The sequence below is a fragment of the Kribbella sp. NPDC049227 genome, assembly GCF_043197265.1.
In the GTDB taxonomy this organism is placed as follows: Bacteria; Actinomycetota; Actinomycetes; order Propionibacteriales; family Kribbellaceae; genus Kribbella.
In genome coordinates, this window is record NZ_JBICST010000003.1 from 483989 (window position 1) to 501204 (window position 17216).

Annotated in this window: 20 protein-coding genes; 11 read left to right on the forward strand and 9 right to left on the reverse strand. The window is 69.3% G+C overall.

The features are described 5' to 3' along the window. Positions 1-22: 22 nt before the first annotated feature. The 3 genes from thiE to ACGFH6_RS14590 are packed head-to-tail and all read left to right on the forward strand — an operon-like array spanning position 23 to position 1535. Positions 23-670, forward strand: coding sequence for a thiamine phosphate synthase (gene thiE, locus ACGFH6_RS14580; RefSeq protein ID WP_393383788.1), 648 nt, complete (start codon positions 23-25; stop codon positions 668-670). Continuing rightward, positions 667-1104 carry a ribonuclease domain-containing protein gene (locus tag ACGFH6_RS14585; protein WP_393383790.1) on the forward strand — a complete coding sequence of 146 codons (438 nt, stop codon included), beginning with the start codon at positions 667-669 and terminating at the stop codon, positions 1102-1104. Before thiE ends, ACGFH6_RS14585 begins: the two co-directional genes overlap by 4 nt. Beyond that, positions 1101-1535 carry a barstar family protein gene (locus ACGFH6_RS14590; protein ID WP_393383792.1) on the forward strand — a complete coding sequence of 145 codons (435 nt, stop codon included), beginning with the start codon at positions 1101-1103 and terminating at the stop codon, positions 1533-1535. The genes ACGFH6_RS14585 and ACGFH6_RS14590 overlap by 4 nt, the downstream gene beginning before the upstream one ends. Here ACGFH6_RS14590 and ACGFH6_RS14595 read toward each other — a convergent pair. Both ACGFH6_RS14595 and ACGFH6_RS14600 read right to left on the reverse strand, forming a co-directional pair. Beyond that, positions 1521-1874, reverse strand: coding sequence for a DUF4180 domain-containing protein (locus tag ACGFH6_RS14595; protein ID WP_393383794.1), 354 nt, complete (start codon positions 1872-1874; stop codon positions 1521-1523). The genes ACGFH6_RS14590 and ACGFH6_RS14595 overlap by 15 nt on opposite strands. Next, positions 1859-2671, reverse strand: a complete 813-nt coding sequence (locus tag ACGFH6_RS14600) for an alpha/beta fold hydrolase (RefSeq protein ID WP_393383796.1) — start codon at positions 2669-2671, stop codon at positions 1859-1861. Before ACGFH6_RS14600 ends, ACGFH6_RS14595 begins: the two co-directional genes overlap by 16 nt. A 96-nt stretch (positions 2672-2767) precedes the next feature. Between ACGFH6_RS14600 and ACGFH6_RS14605 the strand changes: the two genes are divergently transcribed. Next, positions 2768-3181: a helix-turn-helix domain-containing protein gene (locus ACGFH6_RS14605; protein ID WP_393383798.1), complete on the forward strand. Its 414-nt coding sequence runs from the start codon at positions 2768-2770 to the stop codon at positions 3179-3181. A gap of 43 nt (positions 3182-3224) precedes the next feature. Here ACGFH6_RS14605 and ACGFH6_RS14610 read toward each other — a convergent pair whose 3' ends face one another. After that, entirely contained in the window at positions 3225-4295 is a 1071-nt protein-coding gene (locus tag ACGFH6_RS14610; protein ID WP_393383800.1) for a polyprenyl synthetase family protein, read from the reverse strand. A gap of 56 nt (positions 4296-4351) precedes the next feature. Between ACGFH6_RS14610 and metF the strand changes: the two genes are divergently transcribed. After that, positions 4352-5269, forward strand: coding sequence for a methylenetetrahydrofolate reductase [NAD(P)H] (gene metF / locus ACGFH6_RS14615; protein ID WP_393383802.1), 918 nt, complete (start codon positions 4352-4354; stop codon positions 5267-5269). Between the two features lie 28 nt (positions 5270-5297). Then, positions 5298-5828 (forward strand): SixA phosphatase family protein, encoded by a 531-nt coding sequence (locus ACGFH6_RS14620; protein WP_393383804.1) that lies wholly within the window; start codon positions 5298-5300, stop codon positions 5826-5828. On the opposite strand, the gene ACGFH6_RS14625 is transcribed toward ACGFH6_RS14620, so the two are convergent. The 4 genes from ACGFH6_RS14625 to ACGFH6_RS14640 all read right to left on the reverse strand — a co-directional run bounded on the left by ACGFH6_RS14625 (position 5825) and on the right by ACGFH6_RS14640 (position 11544). Beyond that, positions 5825-7297 carry an alpha/beta hydrolase gene (locus ACGFH6_RS14625; RefSeq protein ID WP_393383806.1) on the reverse strand — a complete coding sequence of 491 codons (1473 nt, stop codon included), beginning with the start codon at positions 7295-7297 and terminating at the stop codon, positions 5825-5827. The genes ACGFH6_RS14620 and ACGFH6_RS14625 overlap by 4 nt on opposite strands. Before the next feature lie 19 nt (positions 7298-7316). Continuing rightward, positions 7317-9533 (reverse strand): HelD family protein, encoded by a 2217-nt coding sequence (locus ACGFH6_RS14630; protein WP_393383808.1) that lies wholly within the window; start codon positions 9531-9533, stop codon positions 7317-7319. Positions 9534-9625: 92 nt separating this feature from the next. Then, positions 9626-10933, reverse strand: a complete 1308-nt coding sequence (locus ACGFH6_RS14635; protein ID WP_393383810.1) for a phytoene desaturase family protein — start codon at positions 10931-10933, stop codon at positions 9626-9628. Beyond that, positions 10933-11544: a DUF4126 domain-containing protein gene (locus ACGFH6_RS14640; RefSeq protein ID WP_393383812.1), complete on the reverse strand. Its 612-nt coding sequence runs from the start codon at positions 11542-11544 to the stop codon at positions 10933-10935. Before ACGFH6_RS14640 ends, ACGFH6_RS14635 begins: the two co-directional genes overlap by 1 nt. A 175-nt stretch (positions 11545-11719) precedes the next feature. Here ACGFH6_RS14640 and ACGFH6_RS14645 point away from each other — a divergent pair, with 175 nt between their 5' ends. Together ACGFH6_RS14645 and ACGFH6_RS14650 are read left to right on the forward strand one after the other, a co-directional pair. Continuing rightward, positions 11720-13657 carry an N-acetylmuramoyl-L-alanine amidase gene (locus ACGFH6_RS14645; protein ID WP_393383814.1) on the forward strand — a complete coding sequence of 646 codons (1938 nt, stop codon included), beginning with the start codon at positions 11720-11722 and terminating at the stop codon, positions 13655-13657. A gap of 10 nt (positions 13658-13667) precedes the next feature. Further along, on the forward strand, positions 13668-14399 hold the full coding sequence (locus ACGFH6_RS14650; RefSeq protein ID WP_393383816.1) for a nucleotidyltransferase domain-containing protein: 732 nt from the start codon (positions 13668-13670) through the stop codon (positions 14397-14399). On the opposite strand, the gene ACGFH6_RS14655 is transcribed toward ACGFH6_RS14650, so the two are convergent. Both ACGFH6_RS14655 and ACGFH6_RS14660 read right to left on the reverse strand, forming a co-directional pair. Then, positions 14392-14862: a YbaK/EbsC family protein gene (locus ACGFH6_RS14655; RefSeq protein ID WP_393383818.1), complete on the reverse strand. Its 471-nt coding sequence runs from the start codon at positions 14860-14862 to the stop codon at positions 14392-14394. The two genes, ACGFH6_RS14650 and ACGFH6_RS14655, sit on opposite strands and share 8 nt — an antisense overlap. 33 nt (positions 14863-14895) lie before the next feature. Further along, positions 14896-15453 (reverse strand): DM13 domain-containing protein, encoded by a 558-nt coding sequence (locus ACGFH6_RS14660; protein WP_393383820.1) that lies wholly within the window; start codon positions 15451-15453, stop codon positions 14896-14898. A 352-nt stretch (positions 15454-15805) separates the two neighbouring features. Here ACGFH6_RS14660 and ACGFH6_RS14665 point away from each other — a divergent pair, with 352 nt between their 5' ends. The 3 genes from ACGFH6_RS14665 to ACGFH6_RS14675 all read left to right on the forward strand — a co-directional run bounded on the left by ACGFH6_RS14665 (position 15806) and on the right by ACGFH6_RS14675 (position 16992). Next, positions 15806-16228, forward strand: a complete 423-nt coding sequence (locus ACGFH6_RS14665; protein WP_393383822.1) for a DUF6504 family protein — start codon at positions 15806-15808, stop codon at positions 16226-16228. Next, positions 16225-16698 carry an SAV_6107 family HEPN domain-containing protein gene (locus ACGFH6_RS14670; RefSeq protein WP_131351369.1) on the forward strand — a complete coding sequence of 158 codons (474 nt, stop codon included), beginning with the start codon at positions 16225-16227 and terminating at the stop codon, positions 16696-16698. Before ACGFH6_RS14665 ends, ACGFH6_RS14670 begins: the two co-directional genes overlap by 4 nt. 93 nt (positions 16699-16791) lie before the next feature. Beyond that, on the forward strand, positions 16792-16992 hold the full coding sequence (locus ACGFH6_RS14675) for a hypothetical protein (RefSeq protein WP_393383824.1): 201 nt from the start codon (positions 16792-16794) through the stop codon (positions 16990-16992). Positions 16993-17216 lie beyond the last annotated feature (224 nt).

The window sequence follows — 17216 nt, forward strand, 5'->3', positions numbered from 1 at the left end:
AGGACATGGCAGGCTTTGCGGTGTGACTGAGCACACCGATCGCCTCGACGACGCCCACCTGTACCTCTGCACGGACGCCCGCGAGAAGCAGGGCGACCTCGGACAGTTCCTGGACGCCGCGCTGGCCGGTGGCGTGGACATCGTGCAGCTCCGGCAGAAGGAGATGGAGGCGGCCGACGAGCTGGCCGCGCTGGAGGTGTTCGCGGACGCCTGCAAGCGGCACGGCAAGCTGCTGGCGGTCAACGACCGGGCGGACATCGCGTTCACGTCCGGGGCCGACGTACTGCACCTCGGCCAGCGGGACCTGCCGGTGCACGCCGCACGAGCCATCACCGGACCGGATCCGATCATCGGGCGATCGACGCACACGTTCAGTCAGGTGAACGCGGTGGTGGCCGAGCAGGGATCCGACTACTTCTGCGTCGGTCCGACCTGGGAGACACCGACGAAGCCCGGTCGTCAGGCGGCCGGTCTGGAGCTCGTCTCGTACGCCGCCAGCCGGCCGCAGTCCAAGCCGTGGTTCGCGATCGGAGGCATCGATCTCGGCCGGCTCGACCAGGTCATCGAGGCCGGCGCCACCCGCGTGGTCGTCGTCCGCGCCATCACCGACGCGGACGACCCGGAGGCCGCGGCCGCGGAGTTCAGCCGGCGGCTGCGGGGTGCCGGGTGATCAACAACCCGAAGACCGCCCGGATCATCGCCGCGATTCTGATCGCCATGCTGGTGATCACGTTGGCGGCGTCGTTGTTCGGCTGCGCCGCGGCCAAGACCCAGCCGTCGAGCGCGTCGAGCACGGATCCGGACAGTGGTCTTCGGATCGTCGCGGTAGCGGACCTCCCGAAGGAGGCGCAGGACACGCTGAAGCTGATCGACGCGGGCGGACCGTACCCGTACAGCCGCGACGGCGTCGTGTTCGGCAACCTCGAGAAGATCCTGCCGAAGCACGACCGCGGCTACTACCACGAGTACACGGTGAAGACGCCGGGAGAGAAGGACCGTGGTGCCCGCCGGGTCGTGACCGGCACCGGCGGCGAGCGTTATTACACGGATGACCACTACGAGTCGTTCCGCCGGATCGCGGAAGACGGGGGCACCGACGGATGACCGACCTGCGCACGCTGCTGACCGACGGAGTGCGCCCCGGCGTCTACCGCTGGCAGTCGGACCACACGCCGGATCAGGTACGCCGTGACGTCGCGGCCGCCGGCTGGGACTTCGTGCTCCTGGACACCAGCGACGTCACCGACAAGGCTGGCTTCCTGGACCAGTGCGCGACCGCGTTCGACCTGCCGCGCTGGTTCGGCCGGAACTGGGACGCGCTGGCCGACTCGCTGAGCGACCACTCCACGGGTGCGCCCGAGATCGTCCTCTGGGAAGGCCTGCACCACCTGCTCGAGCACGACCACGACACGGTCGACGTCGCGCTCCAGATCTTCGCCGAGGACATCACGAACTCGGGCCAGCTCCGCGTCCTGGTCCGTGAGCCCTCGGCCGCCGCCACGCCGGACCTGATCCGCTCGTTACCGGCCCTGTAGCCGATCGGTGAGCTCGTCCAGCTCTGGCACGAAGACCACCGACCGACCGCGGTTGCTCTCCCGCACCCAGTCCCGCAACGGCTCGCTCTTCGCGAGCCGGTCCGTCAGGTCGCCGACGACTGCGAACCCCACGCCGTACTGGACGAACTTCTGCGTGATCGCTCCGGCCCGTCCGGTCCTCAGGTCGAAGAACTCGTCCCCGAGCAGGTCCGCCTCCAGGGCGACCCACGTCGCGTCGTGGTCGTAGACCGCCTGCGAGATCAGATCCACCGCGCCCCGCTCGTCCACCACCTCGCTGTCGGTGACGTACACCCGGACCCCGCCTACTTCCTCAACCACTCCAGCACCCTCTCGGTCTGGGCCGGCACCACGTGCCCGGCCTTCGGCAACACCACTGTCTGCTCCGGCAACCGCCGCTTGGTCTCCTGCGCGTCGAGCATCCGGTCGCGCCCGCCGACGATCACCAGCAGCTCGACCTTCGCCAACTGCTCGTCAGTGAAGATCGGGAGCCGCACCCGCCTGGGCCGGAAGTGCTCGTGCACCTGCAGTGCGAACCGTCCGTACTCCGTTGCGTCTCCCGACGGCAACGGGCCTGCGACCAGCCGCATCGTCTGCAACGTCCCCCAGCGCCCGAACGGCTGCAGGAACAGGGCAGGGATGAAGATCAGCGACTTCTGCCGCCCGATCCCAGCCGGTGTCAGCAACGCCAGCCTCTCCACCCGCCCCGGCCGCCGGACCGCGTAGTCGAGCGCGAACCACCCACCAAGCGATCTGGCCACCATCCGCGTCGGGCCGTGAATCCCGAGCCGTTCCAGTACGTCGTCCAGCCAGTCCGCCTGCGCAGTCAGTGCGGGACGTACCGGCGCGCTCAGGCCTGGCTCGCCGAGCAGATCGACCGCGTGTACCCGGAAGTGCTCGGACCAGGCCGCCACGTCACCGATCCACTCGAGCGTCGTACTGGCCGAGCCGTGCAGGAGGACGAGTGGAGGTGCGGCTACCGGTCCGCTGCTGACGACGAACGTTTCGCCTTCACGCGTCGGCAGCAGGCGCTGATCGCTCGGCACCGGCCAGGTGGCCAGCAGCTCGCGATAGCGCTCGTGGAGCAGGCGTCTGCCCGCCTCGGACGTGAAGATCATGGCACTAAACTACCCTAAACTTCCCTATCGAGTCATTTATAGGGAATTCTAAGGAATCAGCCCTAGGCTTGGTGCCCACGACGACGAAGGATGCGGATGCCTCAGGAGCTCTACTCGGTCGAGCAGGTCGCGCAGCGACTCGGACTGCACGTCCGGACGATCCGGAACTACGTCCGCGACGGCCGGCTGAAGGCGGTCCGGATCGGGAAGCAGTACCGGATCGCCCGCGAAGACCTGGAGGCGTTCACCGGCACCAGTGCGGCCGCGCTGGAGGTGGACCAGCAGACCCGGCACGTGGAGGCGTCCAGCATCGTGCACATCGACGCGGTCGACCGGGCCACCGCGGACCGGATCAGCACGCATGTGATCGGGTCACTCAATCAGAGCGGGATCGGCCGGCTCCGCGTCGAGACCGTGTATGACGAGGATCGCGCCGTACTGAAGGTGATCATCCTGGGCGACCTCGCGCCGACCGCGGAGCTGCTCAGGCTGATCGAGATGATGACCTAGTGCCCTGCGTCGGAGATCCCTTGGCGCTTGCGGCGCCCAGGCACTAGAGCTGCCGGGAGGTGGCTGCGATCGCGAGGTCGGCCAGCGCCTTGCGAGCAGTGTCGTCGGCCAGGGGAGCGCGGTCGAGCGCGTCGAGAGCGTCCTCGGTCCGCTCGGTGATGAGGTCCTCGCAGGCCTGCACCGCCCGGGAGTCCTGCAGGATCTCGCGCAGCAACTGGATCTCGTCGTCGTCCAGGTCAGGTCGTCCGAAGAGCCGGTCGAACTCGGTCAGCTGCACCTCCGACGCGTGGTCGACCGCGTACGCGACCAGCACGGTCCGCTTGCCCTCGCGCAGGTCGTCACCGGCCGGCTTCCCGGTCAGTGCCGGGTCGCCGAACACCCCGAGCAGGTCGTCGCGCAACTGGAACGCCTCACCGACGGGCAGTCCGTACGCCGACAACGACTCGATCAACCGCTGATCCGCACCGGCCAGCGCTGCCCCGACGTGCAGGGGCCGCTCGACCGTGTACGTCGCGGACTTGTACCGCAGTACTCGCAGGGCCAGGTCCATGTCGGACTCGCCGCTCGCCTGCGCGAGCAGGTCGAGGTACTGACCGGCTGTCACCTCGACCCGAACGGCATCGAAGTACTGCTCCGCCCGTGCCAGCGCGGCCGCGTCGAAGCCAGAGGTGTGCAAGAGCTCGTCAGCCCAGATCAGGCACAGATCTCCGAGCAGGATGGCCGCACCGATGCCGAAGCTCACCGCGTCGCCGCCACGACCGGACTGCTCCGACCGAGCCCTCTGCAACGCCTCGAACCGGCGATGCGCGGCCGGCGCACCTCGTCGTACGTCGGAGGAGTCCATCACGTCGTCGTGGACCAGCGCGCTGACGTGCAACATCTCCAGGCTGGCCGCGGCCGTCAGGATCGGCCGGGCCGGGTCACCACCGGCGGCGCGGAAGCCCCAGTAGCAGAACGACGGCCGCAACCGCTTCCCGCCACTGGTCGCGTCCCGGGCGGCCTGGACCTGCTCGGTCAGCTCCGGGCCGATCGCCTCCAGGCGCCGCTGCTGCAGGTCGAGGAAACCGGTCAGCGCGCGCTGCACCTCGGCGGGGATGTCCACATCGCCATACACGTCTCGGAGCGTAGTCGGTGCGACGCAGCGGTGGACACCGCGGGTAACCTGTCGCCATGGCGAACGGTCTTGCTTCGACGCGTCCCGGCAACCGGCCGACGATCCGCGAGCTGCTCGCGAGCGGAGGCCGTTCCTTCTCGTTCGAGTTCTTCCCGCCGAAGACACCCGAGGCCGAGGAGGTGCTGTGGCGTTCGATCCGGGAGATCGAGCAGCTGCGGCCGACCTTCGTCTCGATCACGTACGGTGCCGGCGGGACCACCCGGGACGGCACGATCCGGGTCACCGAGCGGGTCGCCCAGGACACCTCGCTGACGCCACTCGGCCACCTGACCTGTGTCGCGCACTCACGCGACGAGCTGCGGTCGGTGATCGGTGCGTACGCCGGGTCCGGGGTGCGGAACATGCTGGCGCTGCGCGGCGACCCGCCGGGCGGCCCGAACCAGCCCTGGGTCGCGCACCCGGAGGGGATGAACCACGCGATCGAGCTGGTCGAGCTGATCCGGTCGCTCGGCGACTTCTGCGTCGGCGTCGCGGCGTTCCCGGACAAGCACCCGGAGGCCGCCTCGCTGGAGGCGGACGCGCAGGTGCTGGCGGCCAAGGCGCAGGCGGGTGCGGACTACGCGATCACCCAGATGTTCTTCGGAGCCGACGACTACTTCCGGCTGGTGGACCGGGCCGCCGCGCTCGGCTGCGACATCCCGGTGCTGCCGGGCGTCATGCCGGTCACCAACATCAAGCAGATCCAGCGGATGGCGGAGCTCACCGGGATGGCGCTGCCGACAGCTGTCACCGACCGCCTGCTCGCGGTCGAGGACGACCCGGCCGCGGTCCGGCAGGTCGGCGTCGAGATCGCCACCGAACTGTGCGAACAGCTGCTGGCGGGCGGCGCTCCGGGCATCCACTTCATCACTTTGAACCGATCGACCGCGACTCGTCAGGTCTTCCTCAACCTGCGATCGTCAGTCGTGTCCTGACCGCGGCACCCGGCCGTATCCTGTGGCGATGGCTGACCCGTCGGATCTGTTGATCGACCGCACCCTCGTTCTGCTCCGGCACGCCAAGGCGGTACCGCCCGAGACCATGCCGGACCTGCAGCGTCCGCTGTCCGACCGCGGCCGCGCCGACGCCCGCGCGGCCGGCCGGCATCTAGTTGCCCAAGGCATCGAAGCCGGACTGGTCCTGTGCTCGCCGTCGGAGCGCACCCGGGAGACCTGGCAGTACGCCGCCGAGGGCGGGGCGACCACCACCGACATCTGGTACGACCGGCGCATCTACAACGCCGACACCGACGAGCTCCTCGATGTCATCCACGAAGTACCGTCCGAGATCCGCACCGCGATCATGATCGGCCACGCGCCGGGCATCCCGTGGCTCGCCGACGAACTCGCTCTCGACGGCACCAGCCCGGAGCGGGTCGAACTCACCAAGAAATACCCGACGTCGGGCCTGACCATCCTCCACCTGACCTGCCGATGGTCAGACCTGTCCGCGAACGAGGCCGATCTCGTGTCGTACGTCGTACCTCGCGGCTAGCTCTCCGGCGGATCGCTGGCCGGGCAGGTGCCGTCGGCCGGAAGCTCACCGGTGAGCAGGTACTTCTCCGCCTTGTCGTCGACACACGGGTTCTTCGTGAACAGGTACGACGCGTGGTTGCCGCCGTTGTCGATCAGCAGCCTGGAGCCGGGCAGTACGGCGCGCATCCGGCGTGCGCCGATCACCGGGGTCGCCGCGTCGTAGCGGCCCTGCAGGAGCAGGATCGGCGGCACCTTCGGCGATCCGATCCGGACCTGCTTGGCCGGCGCGACAGGCCAGAACGCGCAGGGTGCGCCGTACCAGGTGTTCAGCCAGGCGAACCGCGGCGACAGATGGTCGGCCAGTTCGGTGTCCTGGCGCCAGCGGCTCCAGTCCCGCGGCCAGCCGGGATCCATGCAGTTGTAGGCGAGCTGACCCGTGTCCACCGCCTGGGTCGCGAGCTGGTCGGTCGCGCTCAGTACGCCGCTGGGATCACCCTTGCGGTAGGCAACGACCGCGTCGGCCAGGCTCGGCCAGGAATCCTGGGTGTAGAGGCTGGAGGCAAGCAAGTCGTCGAGCTCCGACGCGCCGGCCCGCCCACCCGCGGGCTTCTTGGCGAGGTCGGCCCGGAGCTGCTGCCAGACGGCCTCCACTGCCTTCGGCGTCGTACCGAGGTGGTACTCGCTGCTGTGCGCCGCGATCCAGGCGAACAGTTGCTGGGTGCGCTGCTCGAGCGCCGGGTCCTGCTCGTACGCCGTCTTGTAGGTGCTGACCAGCGGATCGACGACGCTGTCCAGGATCATCCGGCCGGTGTGCTCAGGGAACAGGGTCGCGTACGTCGCACCGAGCTTGCTGCCGTACGAGTAGCCGAGGAAGTCGATCTTGTCCTTGCCGAGCGCGATCCGGATCCGGTCGATGTCCCGGGCGGCGTTCTCGGTGGTGATGTAGGGCAACAGGTCCTTCGCCTTGCTGCCACACTGTGCGGCGACCTTCTTGGCCTGTGCGACTCGCTGCTCTTCCTGTGTCGCGTTCGCCGGCCGGTAGGGGAGTGCCGGGTGGGTGACGAGCTTGGACACGTCACCGCAGTCGACCGGCGTACTCGCACCGACTCCGCGCGGATCGAAGCTGAAGACGGCGTACTGCTCGGCGACCTTCTCCGGCAGCATCGCGCTCACCATCTGCTCCGTGCCGAGGCCCGGTGCACCGGGACCGCCCGGGTTCACCAGGAGGAAGTGGGGAGAGCTGAGTCCGCCCACTCCGGAGATGGTCAGGGCGATCTGCTTGCCGTTCGGTTTCGCGTAGTCCAGCGGCACCTGCAGTGTGGCGCAGCCGACCTGCGGGAACACGCCGGACGCGGGTGGGCATGCACCCCACTGCAACTTCGCTTCGGTCTCGGCGGTCGCCGGGCCGGACAGCCCGGCGACCAATGCGGTCAGCGATGCGACGGCGACGGCAACAGCCGCGCCACGCAGCATGGCGTTCTTGGTCAAACCCCGTCCTACTTCCTTCTCAGGAGGTGCGGGCGGGCAACCAATGGGTAGTGCTGTTGATGGTAATCAATCGCTGCGTGGCCCGGGTCAGCACCACGTACAGACCGCGGACGCCGCCGAGAGTGTCGCTGACGATGCGGTCCGGTTCGACCACGACGACAGCGTCGTACTCGAGGCCCTTGGACTCGAGGGGGCTGACGGCAACGACCCGCGGATTGCCGACGTCGGCCAGCACAGCGTCGACGGCAGGTCGCAGCTTCGGCGTGACGATGACGCCGACCGTGCCTTCCACCAACTGGAGCAGCTCGGTTGCCGCGTCGGCAGTGGCCTCGACGACCTTGCCGTCGTCGAAGATCCGATGCTCCGGCTCCACTCCGGTACTGCGGACCGCGTTGGGCAGATCGGCGTCGGGGAGACTCTGCCGGATCACCTCACCGGCGAACGCGTAGATCTCGGCCGAGTTCCGGTAGTTGGTCGACAGCCGGAACGTGTGCCGCTGCAGGTGCGACAACATCGAGTCCATCGCCGCACGGGCCTCGTCCGGGTCCGGCCACGAGCTCTGCGCCGGGTCGCCGACGATGGTCCAGCTCGCCTGCGGCCCGCGCCGCGTCACCATCCGCCACTGCATGGGGGAGAGGTCCTGTGCCTCGTCCACCAGCACGTGGGCGTACTCCTCCGGCTCCTCGGCGTCTCTGGCCGCCGCTGCCCGGGCGCGCCGCTCCGACGTCGTCAGCACCTCGTTGACACCGTCCGACAGGCCTTCCAGCCAGTCGAACTCCTCGTCCTTCGTCTCCGAGACCGGAGCGCGTCCCAGCAACGTGTCCAGCTCGTCCAGCAGCGCCACGTCGGCGATGGTGAACTCGTCGGTGCCGCGGATCGCTCTGGCGAGCGCGTCGACCTCAGCCGGCGTCAGGTCGTTGCGGGCCCACCGCTGCAACCGCCGCGGGTCCCCGAACCAACGCAGTACCGCCTCCGGCGTCAGCACCGGCCACCACTGGCTGAAGAACGACCGGAACGCCGGTGTGTCGGTCACCTGGTCGCCGAAGGCCTCACGGTCGCCGTACACGCCGGTCCGAAGGTCCTCCGGGAACCGCTGCCACAGCGCGCCGACCAGACCCTTCCGAGCTTCGGTGCCCGCCCGGTTGCGCGGCGTACGGCGCAGGGCGTTCCGGCGTACGTTGTCCAGCTGGTTGGCATCCACCTCGATCGTGGCGCCGCCGAGGAAGACGCGCAGCGTGGTGGGCGCCGTCGGGACGCGGTCGCGAGCAGCCCGTGACAGCAGCGCGCTCATCCGGAGCGAACCCTTGATCGCGGCAACCTCCGCCTCGTCGACCGCGGTCGCCTTGACGCCGTCGACCAGCTCGCCGACCGCCCGCAGCGAGACCGTGTTCTCACCGAGGCTCGGCAGCACGCGCTCGATGTAGGCCATGAACGCGGCCGACGGCCCGACGACCAGTACGCCGCCCCGCTCGAAGCGCCGGCGGTCGCTGTACAGCAGGTACGCCGCCCGGTGCAGAGCGACCACGGTCTTGCCGGTGCCCGGTCCGCCACCGATCACGGTGACGCCACGAGCCGGCGCCCGGATCGCCTTGTCCTGCTCGGCCTGGATGGTGGCGACGATGTCGCGCATCGTGTGACCGCGAGCGCGTGACAGCGACGCCATCAGCGCGCCCTCGCCCATCACCGGCAGGTCCTCAGGAGCGCGCTCCGGGGCGAGCAGGTCGTCCTCGAGGCCGACGATGCGGGCGCCCTTGTTGCGCAGTACCCGCCGCCGGACCACCTTCAGCCGATCGGTCGAGGTGGCGCGGTAGAACGGCTCCGCGGCCGGCGCGCGCCAGTCGATCACCAGCGGCTCGTACTCGGCGTCACGGACACCGAGGCGGCCGACGTACAGCTTCTCCAGACCCGCCGCGGTGTCTGCGGCAGGCTCGTCGTCGCCGTGGTCGGAGTCGAGCCGGCCGAAGACCAGGCCCTCGTGTTCCGCGTCCAGTTCGGCGATCCGGCGGGCGGCGGCGAAGACCAGCACATCCCGCTCGTACAGACCGGTCTGCTCCTCCTCGCGGACGCGGCCGACGTTCTGCGCCTGTCCGCGTTGGTGCCCTTCGACCGCGATGCGCGACGCCGATCGAGCCGCCTCCGCGACCCGCTCGTACACCCGGTCGACGTGGTGCTGCTCCGCCGCCAGCTCGGCCCGCTCGACGTTCTCGTGATCGGCCGACGTAGGGGATTGATCCACCGAGGTCCTCTCTACTGCCGGGCTCCTGCCCCGACACGAAACACATGAACGATCAATCCTACGTGGGTCCGGTTACCGAACCCCACCCGGTATCAGGCCTTGCCGATGGCGTCCGCCACGATGGCGGCGCCGAGTGTGGTGGCGGGCACACCGGAGCCCGGGTGAGCGCCCGCACCGACGCAGTACAGACCCTTCACGGGGGAGACGTTGGACGCCCGGCGCCGGGCCGTCTTGTACCCCTCCCAGGCCACCCCGGCCCACCACGACGGGGACGTCTGACGCGACACCACCTTGTCCCGGATGTGCAACCCGCGGGCCACGAGCAGGTCGAGTACGTCGTCCGTCGGGTAGCCGTGCACCAGGACAGACCACGCCTGGTGGCCGGCCGGTGCCTGTCCGCCGGTCCGGACGACGACTGTCGGCGTACCGTGCAGCACCGTCTCGAACGGCAGGCTCGGCACGGGCTCCTGCAGCCCGAGATGTACGACGTACGCCGCCTGGGCCTGGTGGGTCGCCAGCACCTGCTTGCGGACCTTCTTGGCCGCCGGGTCGTCCAGGAGCTCCGTGTAGAGCTGACGCGGATCGATGTCGCTGACCACGATGTCGGCGGGCAGCTCAGTCGCATCGGCCAGTCGTACGCCGGTCACGCTGCCGTCGGCCGTGGAGACCGCAACCACCTCGGCGCTCGTGCGGACGGTGATCTTCCGCTCGCTCGCACGCTGGGCCAGCGCGTCCGCGAGCGCACCGAAGCCGCCCGTGATCGTCCAGCGGCCGAAGGTGCGCTCCAGGTAGGACCACACCCCGACGTACCCGGGGGTGAGCTTGGCGTCTGATCCGCCTTGCGCTGCGAAGTGCCGCAACACCGCACGCGCCCGATCGTCACCCAGCTCGCGGTTCGCCACCTTCTCCAGCGACTGCCAGGGCTTGAGCGACCGGACTGCACTCAGCGACAGCTTGTCGTGCAGTGGTGGTTCGAGTGAGGTCTTACGCAGGATCTGCCAGGTCTCGCCGTAGCCGTCGACCAGAGCGGTCCACTGCTTGGCGGTCTTCTGGTCGGCCAGGTCGGTCCAGGCCTCCTCCTGCGCACCGCGGTCACTGATCGGCAGGTCCAGCACCGATCCGTCGCCGAACATGTGCCGCCGCGGCTCGGTGATCGGCTCGAGTTGGACCAGACTCTCGATCGGGCGCCCGCTCTTGCGGAAGAGGTCCCGCAGCGCCGCCGGGAGCGTCGTACTGGCTGCTCCTGCGTCCCAGCTGAACCCGTCCGCCTCGACCCGACCCAGTACGCCGCCCAGGTGCTGGTCGCGTTCGCACACGGTGACCTCATGGCCGAGCTTGGCCAACCGGACTGCACTGGCGAGGCCGGCCAGACCAGCCCCGACGACTACGACGCGGGCCATCAGGCGGCACTGCTCCCGGTCACCGGAGTGCCCCGTTTCTCCCGCCACGCCTTGAAGCGCGCGAAGCCACGCCGGATGAACCGGAACGCGAAGTACACCCCGAAGAGGCCGAGCAGCAACAGCACGCCGGCGATGATCAGCGCGACCTCCGGGTGGAACACGGCCAGCGCCACCACACTGGCGACGGCGACGTCCTCACCGGACGACGCGGCGATGTTGGTGACCGGCTCGGGGGAGGTGTTGATCGCCAGCCGCAGACTCGACTTCACAGCGTGTGAGAGTAGCGCCACGAGGCCACCGGTGGCCGCGATCACGGCCTGCTGCAGGGTGCTCGCCTCACCGGACAGCAACGCGGCGATGATCACGCCGATGGTCGGCCGGATTACGGTCGAGATCGCGTCCCAGGCCGAGTCGACGTACGGAATCTTGTCGGCGACGAACTCGAAGGCGAAAAGGACACCCGCTGCGATCAGAACCGGGGTGGTGGTCAGGGCCGTCGGTACGTCCTCGGCGCCGGCGAAGCGGCCGAGCAGACCGAGAATCAGCACGCAGGCATAGGCGTTGATGCCACTGGCCCATCCCGTCGTGAACGCCAACGGCAACGCTTCCATCGTCGGTCTCCGTAACGCTCGGTCGCCACCCCGTGAGACGGCATGTTTCGTCAGTATCGAACCTGCGGATGTGAGTTTTGGTTAACCGTTGACATCCGGTCCGGCTCGACTCACAGTGACTAGGCTGCCAGTCTGCGTGACCGGCATCCCCCGCCATCGGGTTCAGGAGATCAACATGCTTCGTCGTCCGAAGATTCTCGCCGCACTGGCAGCGGTAGCGCTGCCCATCACCGCGCTCGGCGTGTCGACCGGAGGCCCACCCGCTGCCGCCGCGCCCCCAGGGCCATCCGCCGCGACCGCCTCCGCCACCGCGGCCTCAGCGTTCAGCGCTGCCGCCGCGAAGTACGGCGTACCCGAGTCGGTCCTGCTCGCCGTGTCGTACGCCGAGTCGCGGTGGGACGACCATCTGGGTGCCCCCAGCACGTCGGGCGGTTACGGCCCGATGCACCTCACCGCCGTCGACCCCAGCGAAGTGGCCGACCTGTCCGGGAAACGCAAGGTCGCCAGCGCTGCGTCGCTGCGGACCCTCGACAAGGCGTCCGAGCTGACCGGGCTGGACCCGGCCGCCCTCAGGAACGACACCACTGCCAACATCAACGGTGGCGCCGCGCTGCTGGCGTCGTACCAGCGCACTCTGGGCCTCCCGGTCGGTGCGAGCACCTCTCCGGCCCAGTGGTACGGCGCAGTGGCGTCGTACGCGGAGGCCGGCGACCGCGTGGCCGCCTCCGGTTTCGCCGACGACGTCTACTCGATCATGGCCCGCGGTGCGGCCCGGACCACGAACACCGGGCAGCAGATCACGATGGCTCCGGTCGCAGTGACTCCGGACAAGGCTCAGGTCGGCAAGCTGGCGCTGCCCGCGGGGACGAAGCCCGCGAACAGCGACGTCGAGTGCCCTCCGACGCTCGGGTGCGAGTGGCTGCCCGCACCGTACTCCCAGTACGGCACCGGGGCCGGTGACTACGGCAACCACGACCTGGCGAACCGGCCGAAGACCGGCAAGATCGACTACATCGTCATCCACGACACCGAGGGCAGCTGGCAGACCACGCTGAACCTGGTGCAGGACCCGACGTACGTGAGCTGGCAGTACACGATGCGCTCGTCCGACGGCCACACCTGGCAGCACGTCAAGGCGAACGACGTCGCCTGGCACGCGGGCAACTGGTACGTGAACATGCACAGCATCGGCATCGAGCACGAGGGCTTCGCGCCCCAGGGCGCGACCTGGTTCACCGAGTCGATGTACCGCAACTCGGCCAAGCTGGTCCGCTACCTCGCCGCCAAGAACAACATCCCGCTCGACCGCGCCCACATCATCGGCCACGACCAGGTGCCGGGCACGATTCCCAGCACGGTGGCCGGCATGCACTGGGATCCGGGACCGTACTTCGACTGGGAGCACTACTTCGACCTGCTCGGCGCCCCGATCTACGGGCACAAGATCTTCCCGGTGAAGGCCGGATCGATCGTCACCATCAAGCCGGGCTTCGAGAACAACGTCCAGGTCGTGACCGACTGCACGGGCGCCGGGACCACCTGCGACCCGCAGGGCACCAACTTCGTGTACCTGCGTCAGTCGCCGGACGACGCCGCTCCGCTGGTCAAGGACGTGGGACTGCGTCCGGGCGCGGCCGCCAGCACCACACAGGTCTCCGACATCGGCGCCCGCGCCACGGCCGGTTCGCAGTACGTCGTCGCGCAGCGGCAGGGCGACTGGGTAGCCGTCTGGTACCTGGGAGCACTGGGCTGGTTCAAGAGCCCGGCGTCGGCTCCGGACGCGTTCGCCAAGCCGGGTCTCGTGGTGAAGCCGAAGGCGGGCAAGGCCTCGGTGCCGGTCTACGGGCGTGCGTACCCCGAACAGGCGGCGTACCCGGCGGGTATTCCGTACCAGACCGTCACGCCGCTGCAGTACTCGATCGGTGCCGGCCAGGCCTACCCGGTCAGTGACCTCAACATCGAGACCGACTACTACCGCGCCGTCACCTTCGCCGGTCAGCCTCCGACCGACCACGTGCAGGTGCTCGGCAAGGACCGCTACTACCAGATCTGGTTCGGCCACCGGATGGCTTACGTCCGGGCCGCCGACGTGGACATCAGGCCGGCCGTCTAGATTGCCTGTTGTGCATGACGAAGCCGTCCAGCAACTGCTGGACGGCTTCGTCGCGTCGGTGTGTCAGGTGGCCGCGGTCGAGGCGATCTGGCTGCACGGTTCGCTGGCCCTGGGCGACTACCAGTTGGGCCGCAGCGATCTGGATGTCGTCGCGGTCGTGTCGTCACCGCCGCCGGCCGCCGTCGAGGACGTTCATCGGCGACTGATCGCGGAGTTTCCGCTGGCGTCCAAGCTGCATTGCTCCTACCTGCTCGCCGACCAACTGGCGGACGCGTCGATCCGCCATGCGACCTTCGCCCAGGAGCGGTACTTCGACCGGCCGGTGACGCCGGTGACGCGACGAGAGCTTGCCTTGAGCAACGTCTCGCTCCTCGGTCCGCCGCCGTCGTCGTTGCTGCCGGCCACCAGTGACGAGGAGTTGTTCTCCTTCATCCGCCGTGACCTGCGGGAGTTCTGGCTGCCCGCCGTGGGGCGGTGGACGAACTGGTACATGGACATCTGGGTCGATCTCAGCCTGCTCACCATCGCCCGCGCGCACGTCACGCTGACGACGGGGGAGCTGATCACCAAGCGGGCCGCCCTCGACGTCCTGCCGTCCATGGGCGCACCCGCGGCCGTCGTCGCGGACATCACCCGCGGGCGCTACGGCTCCCGCCGCCGCGCGACGCCCTGGTGGCGCCACCGCCGCGCCGTTCTGACCCGCCGCTTCGTCGAGACCGCGGTCCCCACCGTCCTCAGTTGACGGTGATCGGGGTTCCGTTGGCGATGGTGACGAGTTCGGCGTACGTCGTCGGGAAGACCGAGTGGGGGATGCCGGCAGCGGCCCAGACGACGTCGTACTGCTCGAGGGCGGCGTCGACGTAGGTCGGGACCTGATGCGGGTGGCCGACCGGGGCGACGCCGCCGATGGACTGGCCGGTGTGCTCCTTGACGAACTCCGGGGTGGCGCGGCGGAGCTTGCCGATGCCGAGCTCGGCGGCGACCTTCGCGGTGTCGACCCGGTGCGCGCCCGAGGTCAGGATCAGCACCGGTACGCCGTCGCCGTCGAAGATCAGGCTGTTCGCGATCGCGCCGACCTCGCATCCGAGCTCGGCGGCAGCGGCCGCCGCCGTCGGCACCGCCTCGTCCAGGATCACGATCTCACCGGTGGCACCGGCCGCCTTCAAGGCATCGGCCACCTTCTGCACATTGGGATGACTACTCACCTTCGGCACCTTATGCGGCCGCCTCGACGCGGGTCACGCCGGTTTCAGTTCGGCTGCTCCGAAGGACACGTTGAACCGGTCGCACCAGATGGCCACGCTGCGGAAGTCGCCGAGCGTCACGCCGGCAGGGACCGGGTAGTTCTGGTTGCCGTGGTTGCCCTTCAGGCTGCCGAGACTGCGGTACTGCCCGTCGTCGAACAAGTGCCATCCGGCCCGGCCAGGAACGACGTTCGCATCGCTCAACCACACCTTCAGGTCCGGACCGTCCGAGGTGTCGAGGTTCTCGATCCTCAGAACCCGGCTGCCGTCGGACAGCCGGAGTACGGCGACCGTGCCGGACGTCTCGTGTTCGTGCGTGATCAGCTTCCCGGTCAGCAGAACCTCTGGCGTGGGTGGGACCTGCTTCGGTGCGACGGAAACTGTCGGTGGCGCCGTCGACGATGTCTGTGTGGAGATCGGAACAGCGCCAGGCAGCGCCTCGTCGACAACCGTGTCGGTGAAGAGCCGCCACGGCTGGAAGAGCGGCAGCGCGACTGCCGCGACCACGACGGCAACGGCCGCCGCGGTGACCAGTGCTGCCCGCTTCTTCACGGTCCGTCCCTTCGTCAACTCCCCGGTGCACCCAGTCTGGCGGCCGGATCGGTCGCGCGGCGGCGCGCCGGGCTTACGGGCCGTTGACGATTGTCGGCGGGCGGCGATACGCTTCCAGTGTTCGAACAGATGTTCGATTACCTCCGACCCGGCTTCGTCGGGAGGCCGGCCGGAGGTGACCCGGACAGCTGGACGGCTCCGGTGCGGAGTTGCGGCCGCATCGGGATCCGGTGGTTCCGGCGGGCCGGGCACCGAGGTGGACCTCGACCCCCACCTCGTGCCCACCCGCCGGGCCTCCGACCGGGCCGTCGACCAGGGGAAGCAGCAGTTCGTACACAGGAGGCGATGGAGCATGTGGGAGTTCGACGAAGCCGTCGAGGTGCGTTCGGGTGTCGTGGACGGCGTCGAGACCCCGGAGCAGTTCCTCTGGCGCGGCCGTCTGTGGCGTGTCTGCTCCGTCCAGGCTCACTGGACCGAGACCGCCGCCTGGTGGGAACGCGGCATCATCGGGACCCCGATCCATCGCGCGGCCGACTGGCATCACGCCGAGGCCGCTGCGGCCGTGGCTGAAGCGCCTGTCCTTGCCGGTGCTGCCCCAACGAGCGGCGCAGCGAACGGCGCGGCGGTCGGCGTACTGGATGCGGACTGGGGACCGCGGCGCGCGGTGTACCGGGTGGAGGCGGGGTGTGGCCGGCACGGTCGGCGTGAGCTGTTCGATCTCGCACACGACCCGGACTCCGGCCGCTGGCAACTGGAAAGGGTGACAGACCGATGACCGTTTCACCGGTGTCTCCGGCGGCTGCCGGCGCGGCGAGCCGGGAGTTGTCCCGCGCCCGGGCCGCCCTGGCCGAGGCGTTGGACACGAGCGACCATCTGATCCGCTACTCGAGTGCTCATATCGCGGCTCTGCGGGTCGCGGCGGCGGTCCTGGCCGTGCGTGCCCGGCCGGTGCGCTCCGGCGCTCGCCGCCGCATTCAGCGGAATGCCTGGGTGCTGTTGGCGGAGGTCGCCCCAGAGTTCGCCGAGTGGGCTACGTTCTTCTCGGCCGGTGCGTCTCAGCGGGCTGCCGCCGAAGCCGGCCTGGAGCGAGCCGTCACGACCCGCGAGGCCGATGACCTGATCCGCGCAGTGGAGACCTTCTACGGTCTGGTCGAGTCCTCGCTGCGGCTGTCCAGCACCGCCACGTTCACCGCCACCACAGACCCTCAGTCGGTCCTCACCCAGTCCTGGATGCAGGCCAGCTAGCAACAGCCCACGACAGCAGTCACTCGGAGAGAAACGACATTGAGTCAGGTACGCAGAGGTGTCGGCCGTGACCTGTGCGGTCGCGTCCATGCGGTGCTCGGGGTCGAGTGCTATCTGGCCGACACCCATTACCCGAGCCCGCATCAGTCGCTGGAAGGCGAGTCGTGGGACGACGGCCTGTGCAGCAAATGCGCCGGCGGCGGTGTCCTGGCCGGCTACACCTGCGACCGCTGCAACGGCGCCGGCTTCGAGCCCGTCGAACTAATAGACCCCGAAACCTACCAACCCGGCTAACCCCGCACCTCCCGCGGCACGACGCCGCAGCAGCCCGGCGCGGCGGTGCCCGCCTCTTCCGCCCGGCGCCCCCCGCACGCCTACCCGGACGGGGCCGCGGCAGGTCGGCGAGGGGTCTCCGCCTCCTCAGCCCCGCACACCCGGATGGCGCCTCGGCAGGTCGGCGCGGTCGTGACCGCCTCCTCTGTCCCGACGCCTACCCGGACGGTGGGGAGGTGCTGGGG

What these genes read in the sequence shown, in the direction of transcription:
- ACGFH6_RS14590 (WP_393383792.1), top strand. Translation starts at nt 1,101, where the DNA reads ATGACCGACCTGCGCACGCTGCTGACCGACGGAGTGCGCCCCGGCGTC.
- ACGFH6_RS14600 (WP_393383796.1), bottom strand. Translation starts at nt 2,671, where the DNA reads ATGATCTTCACGTCCGAGGCGGGCAGACGCCTGCTCCACGAGCGCTAT.
- ACGFH6_RS14605 (WP_393383798.1), top strand. Translation starts at nt 2,768, where the DNA reads ATGCCTCAGGAGCTCTACTCGGTCGAGCAGGTCGCGCAGCGACTCGGA.
- metF (WP_393383802.1), top strand. Translation starts at nt 4,352, where the DNA reads ATGGCGAACGGTCTTGCTTCGACGCGTCCCGGCAACCGGCCGACGATC.
- ACGFH6_RS14620 (WP_393383804.1), top strand. Translation starts at nt 5,298, where the DNA reads ATGGCTGACCCGTCGGATCTGTTGATCGACCGCACCCTCGTTCTGCTC.
- ACGFH6_RS14635 (WP_393383810.1), bottom strand. Translation starts at nt 10,933, where the DNA reads ATGGCCCGCGTCGTAGTCGTCGGGGCTGGTCTGGCCGGCCTCGCCAGT.
- ACGFH6_RS14640 (WP_393383812.1), bottom strand. Translation starts at nt 11,544, where the DNA reads ATGGAAGCGTTGCCGTTGGCGTTCACGACGGGATGGGCCAGTGGCATC.
- ACGFH6_RS14645 (WP_393383814.1), top strand. Translation starts at nt 11,720, where the DNA reads ATGCTTCGTCGTCCGAAGATTCTCGCCGCACTGGCAGCGGTAGCGCTG.
- ACGFH6_RS14665 (WP_393383822.1), top strand. Translation starts at nt 15,806, where the DNA reads ATGTGGGAGTTCGACGAAGCCGTCGAGGTGCGTTCGGGTGTCGTGGAC.
- ACGFH6_RS14670 (WP_131351369.1), top strand. Translation starts at nt 16,225, where the DNA reads ATGACCGTTTCACCGGTGTCTCCGGCGGCTGCCGGCGCGGCGAGCCGG.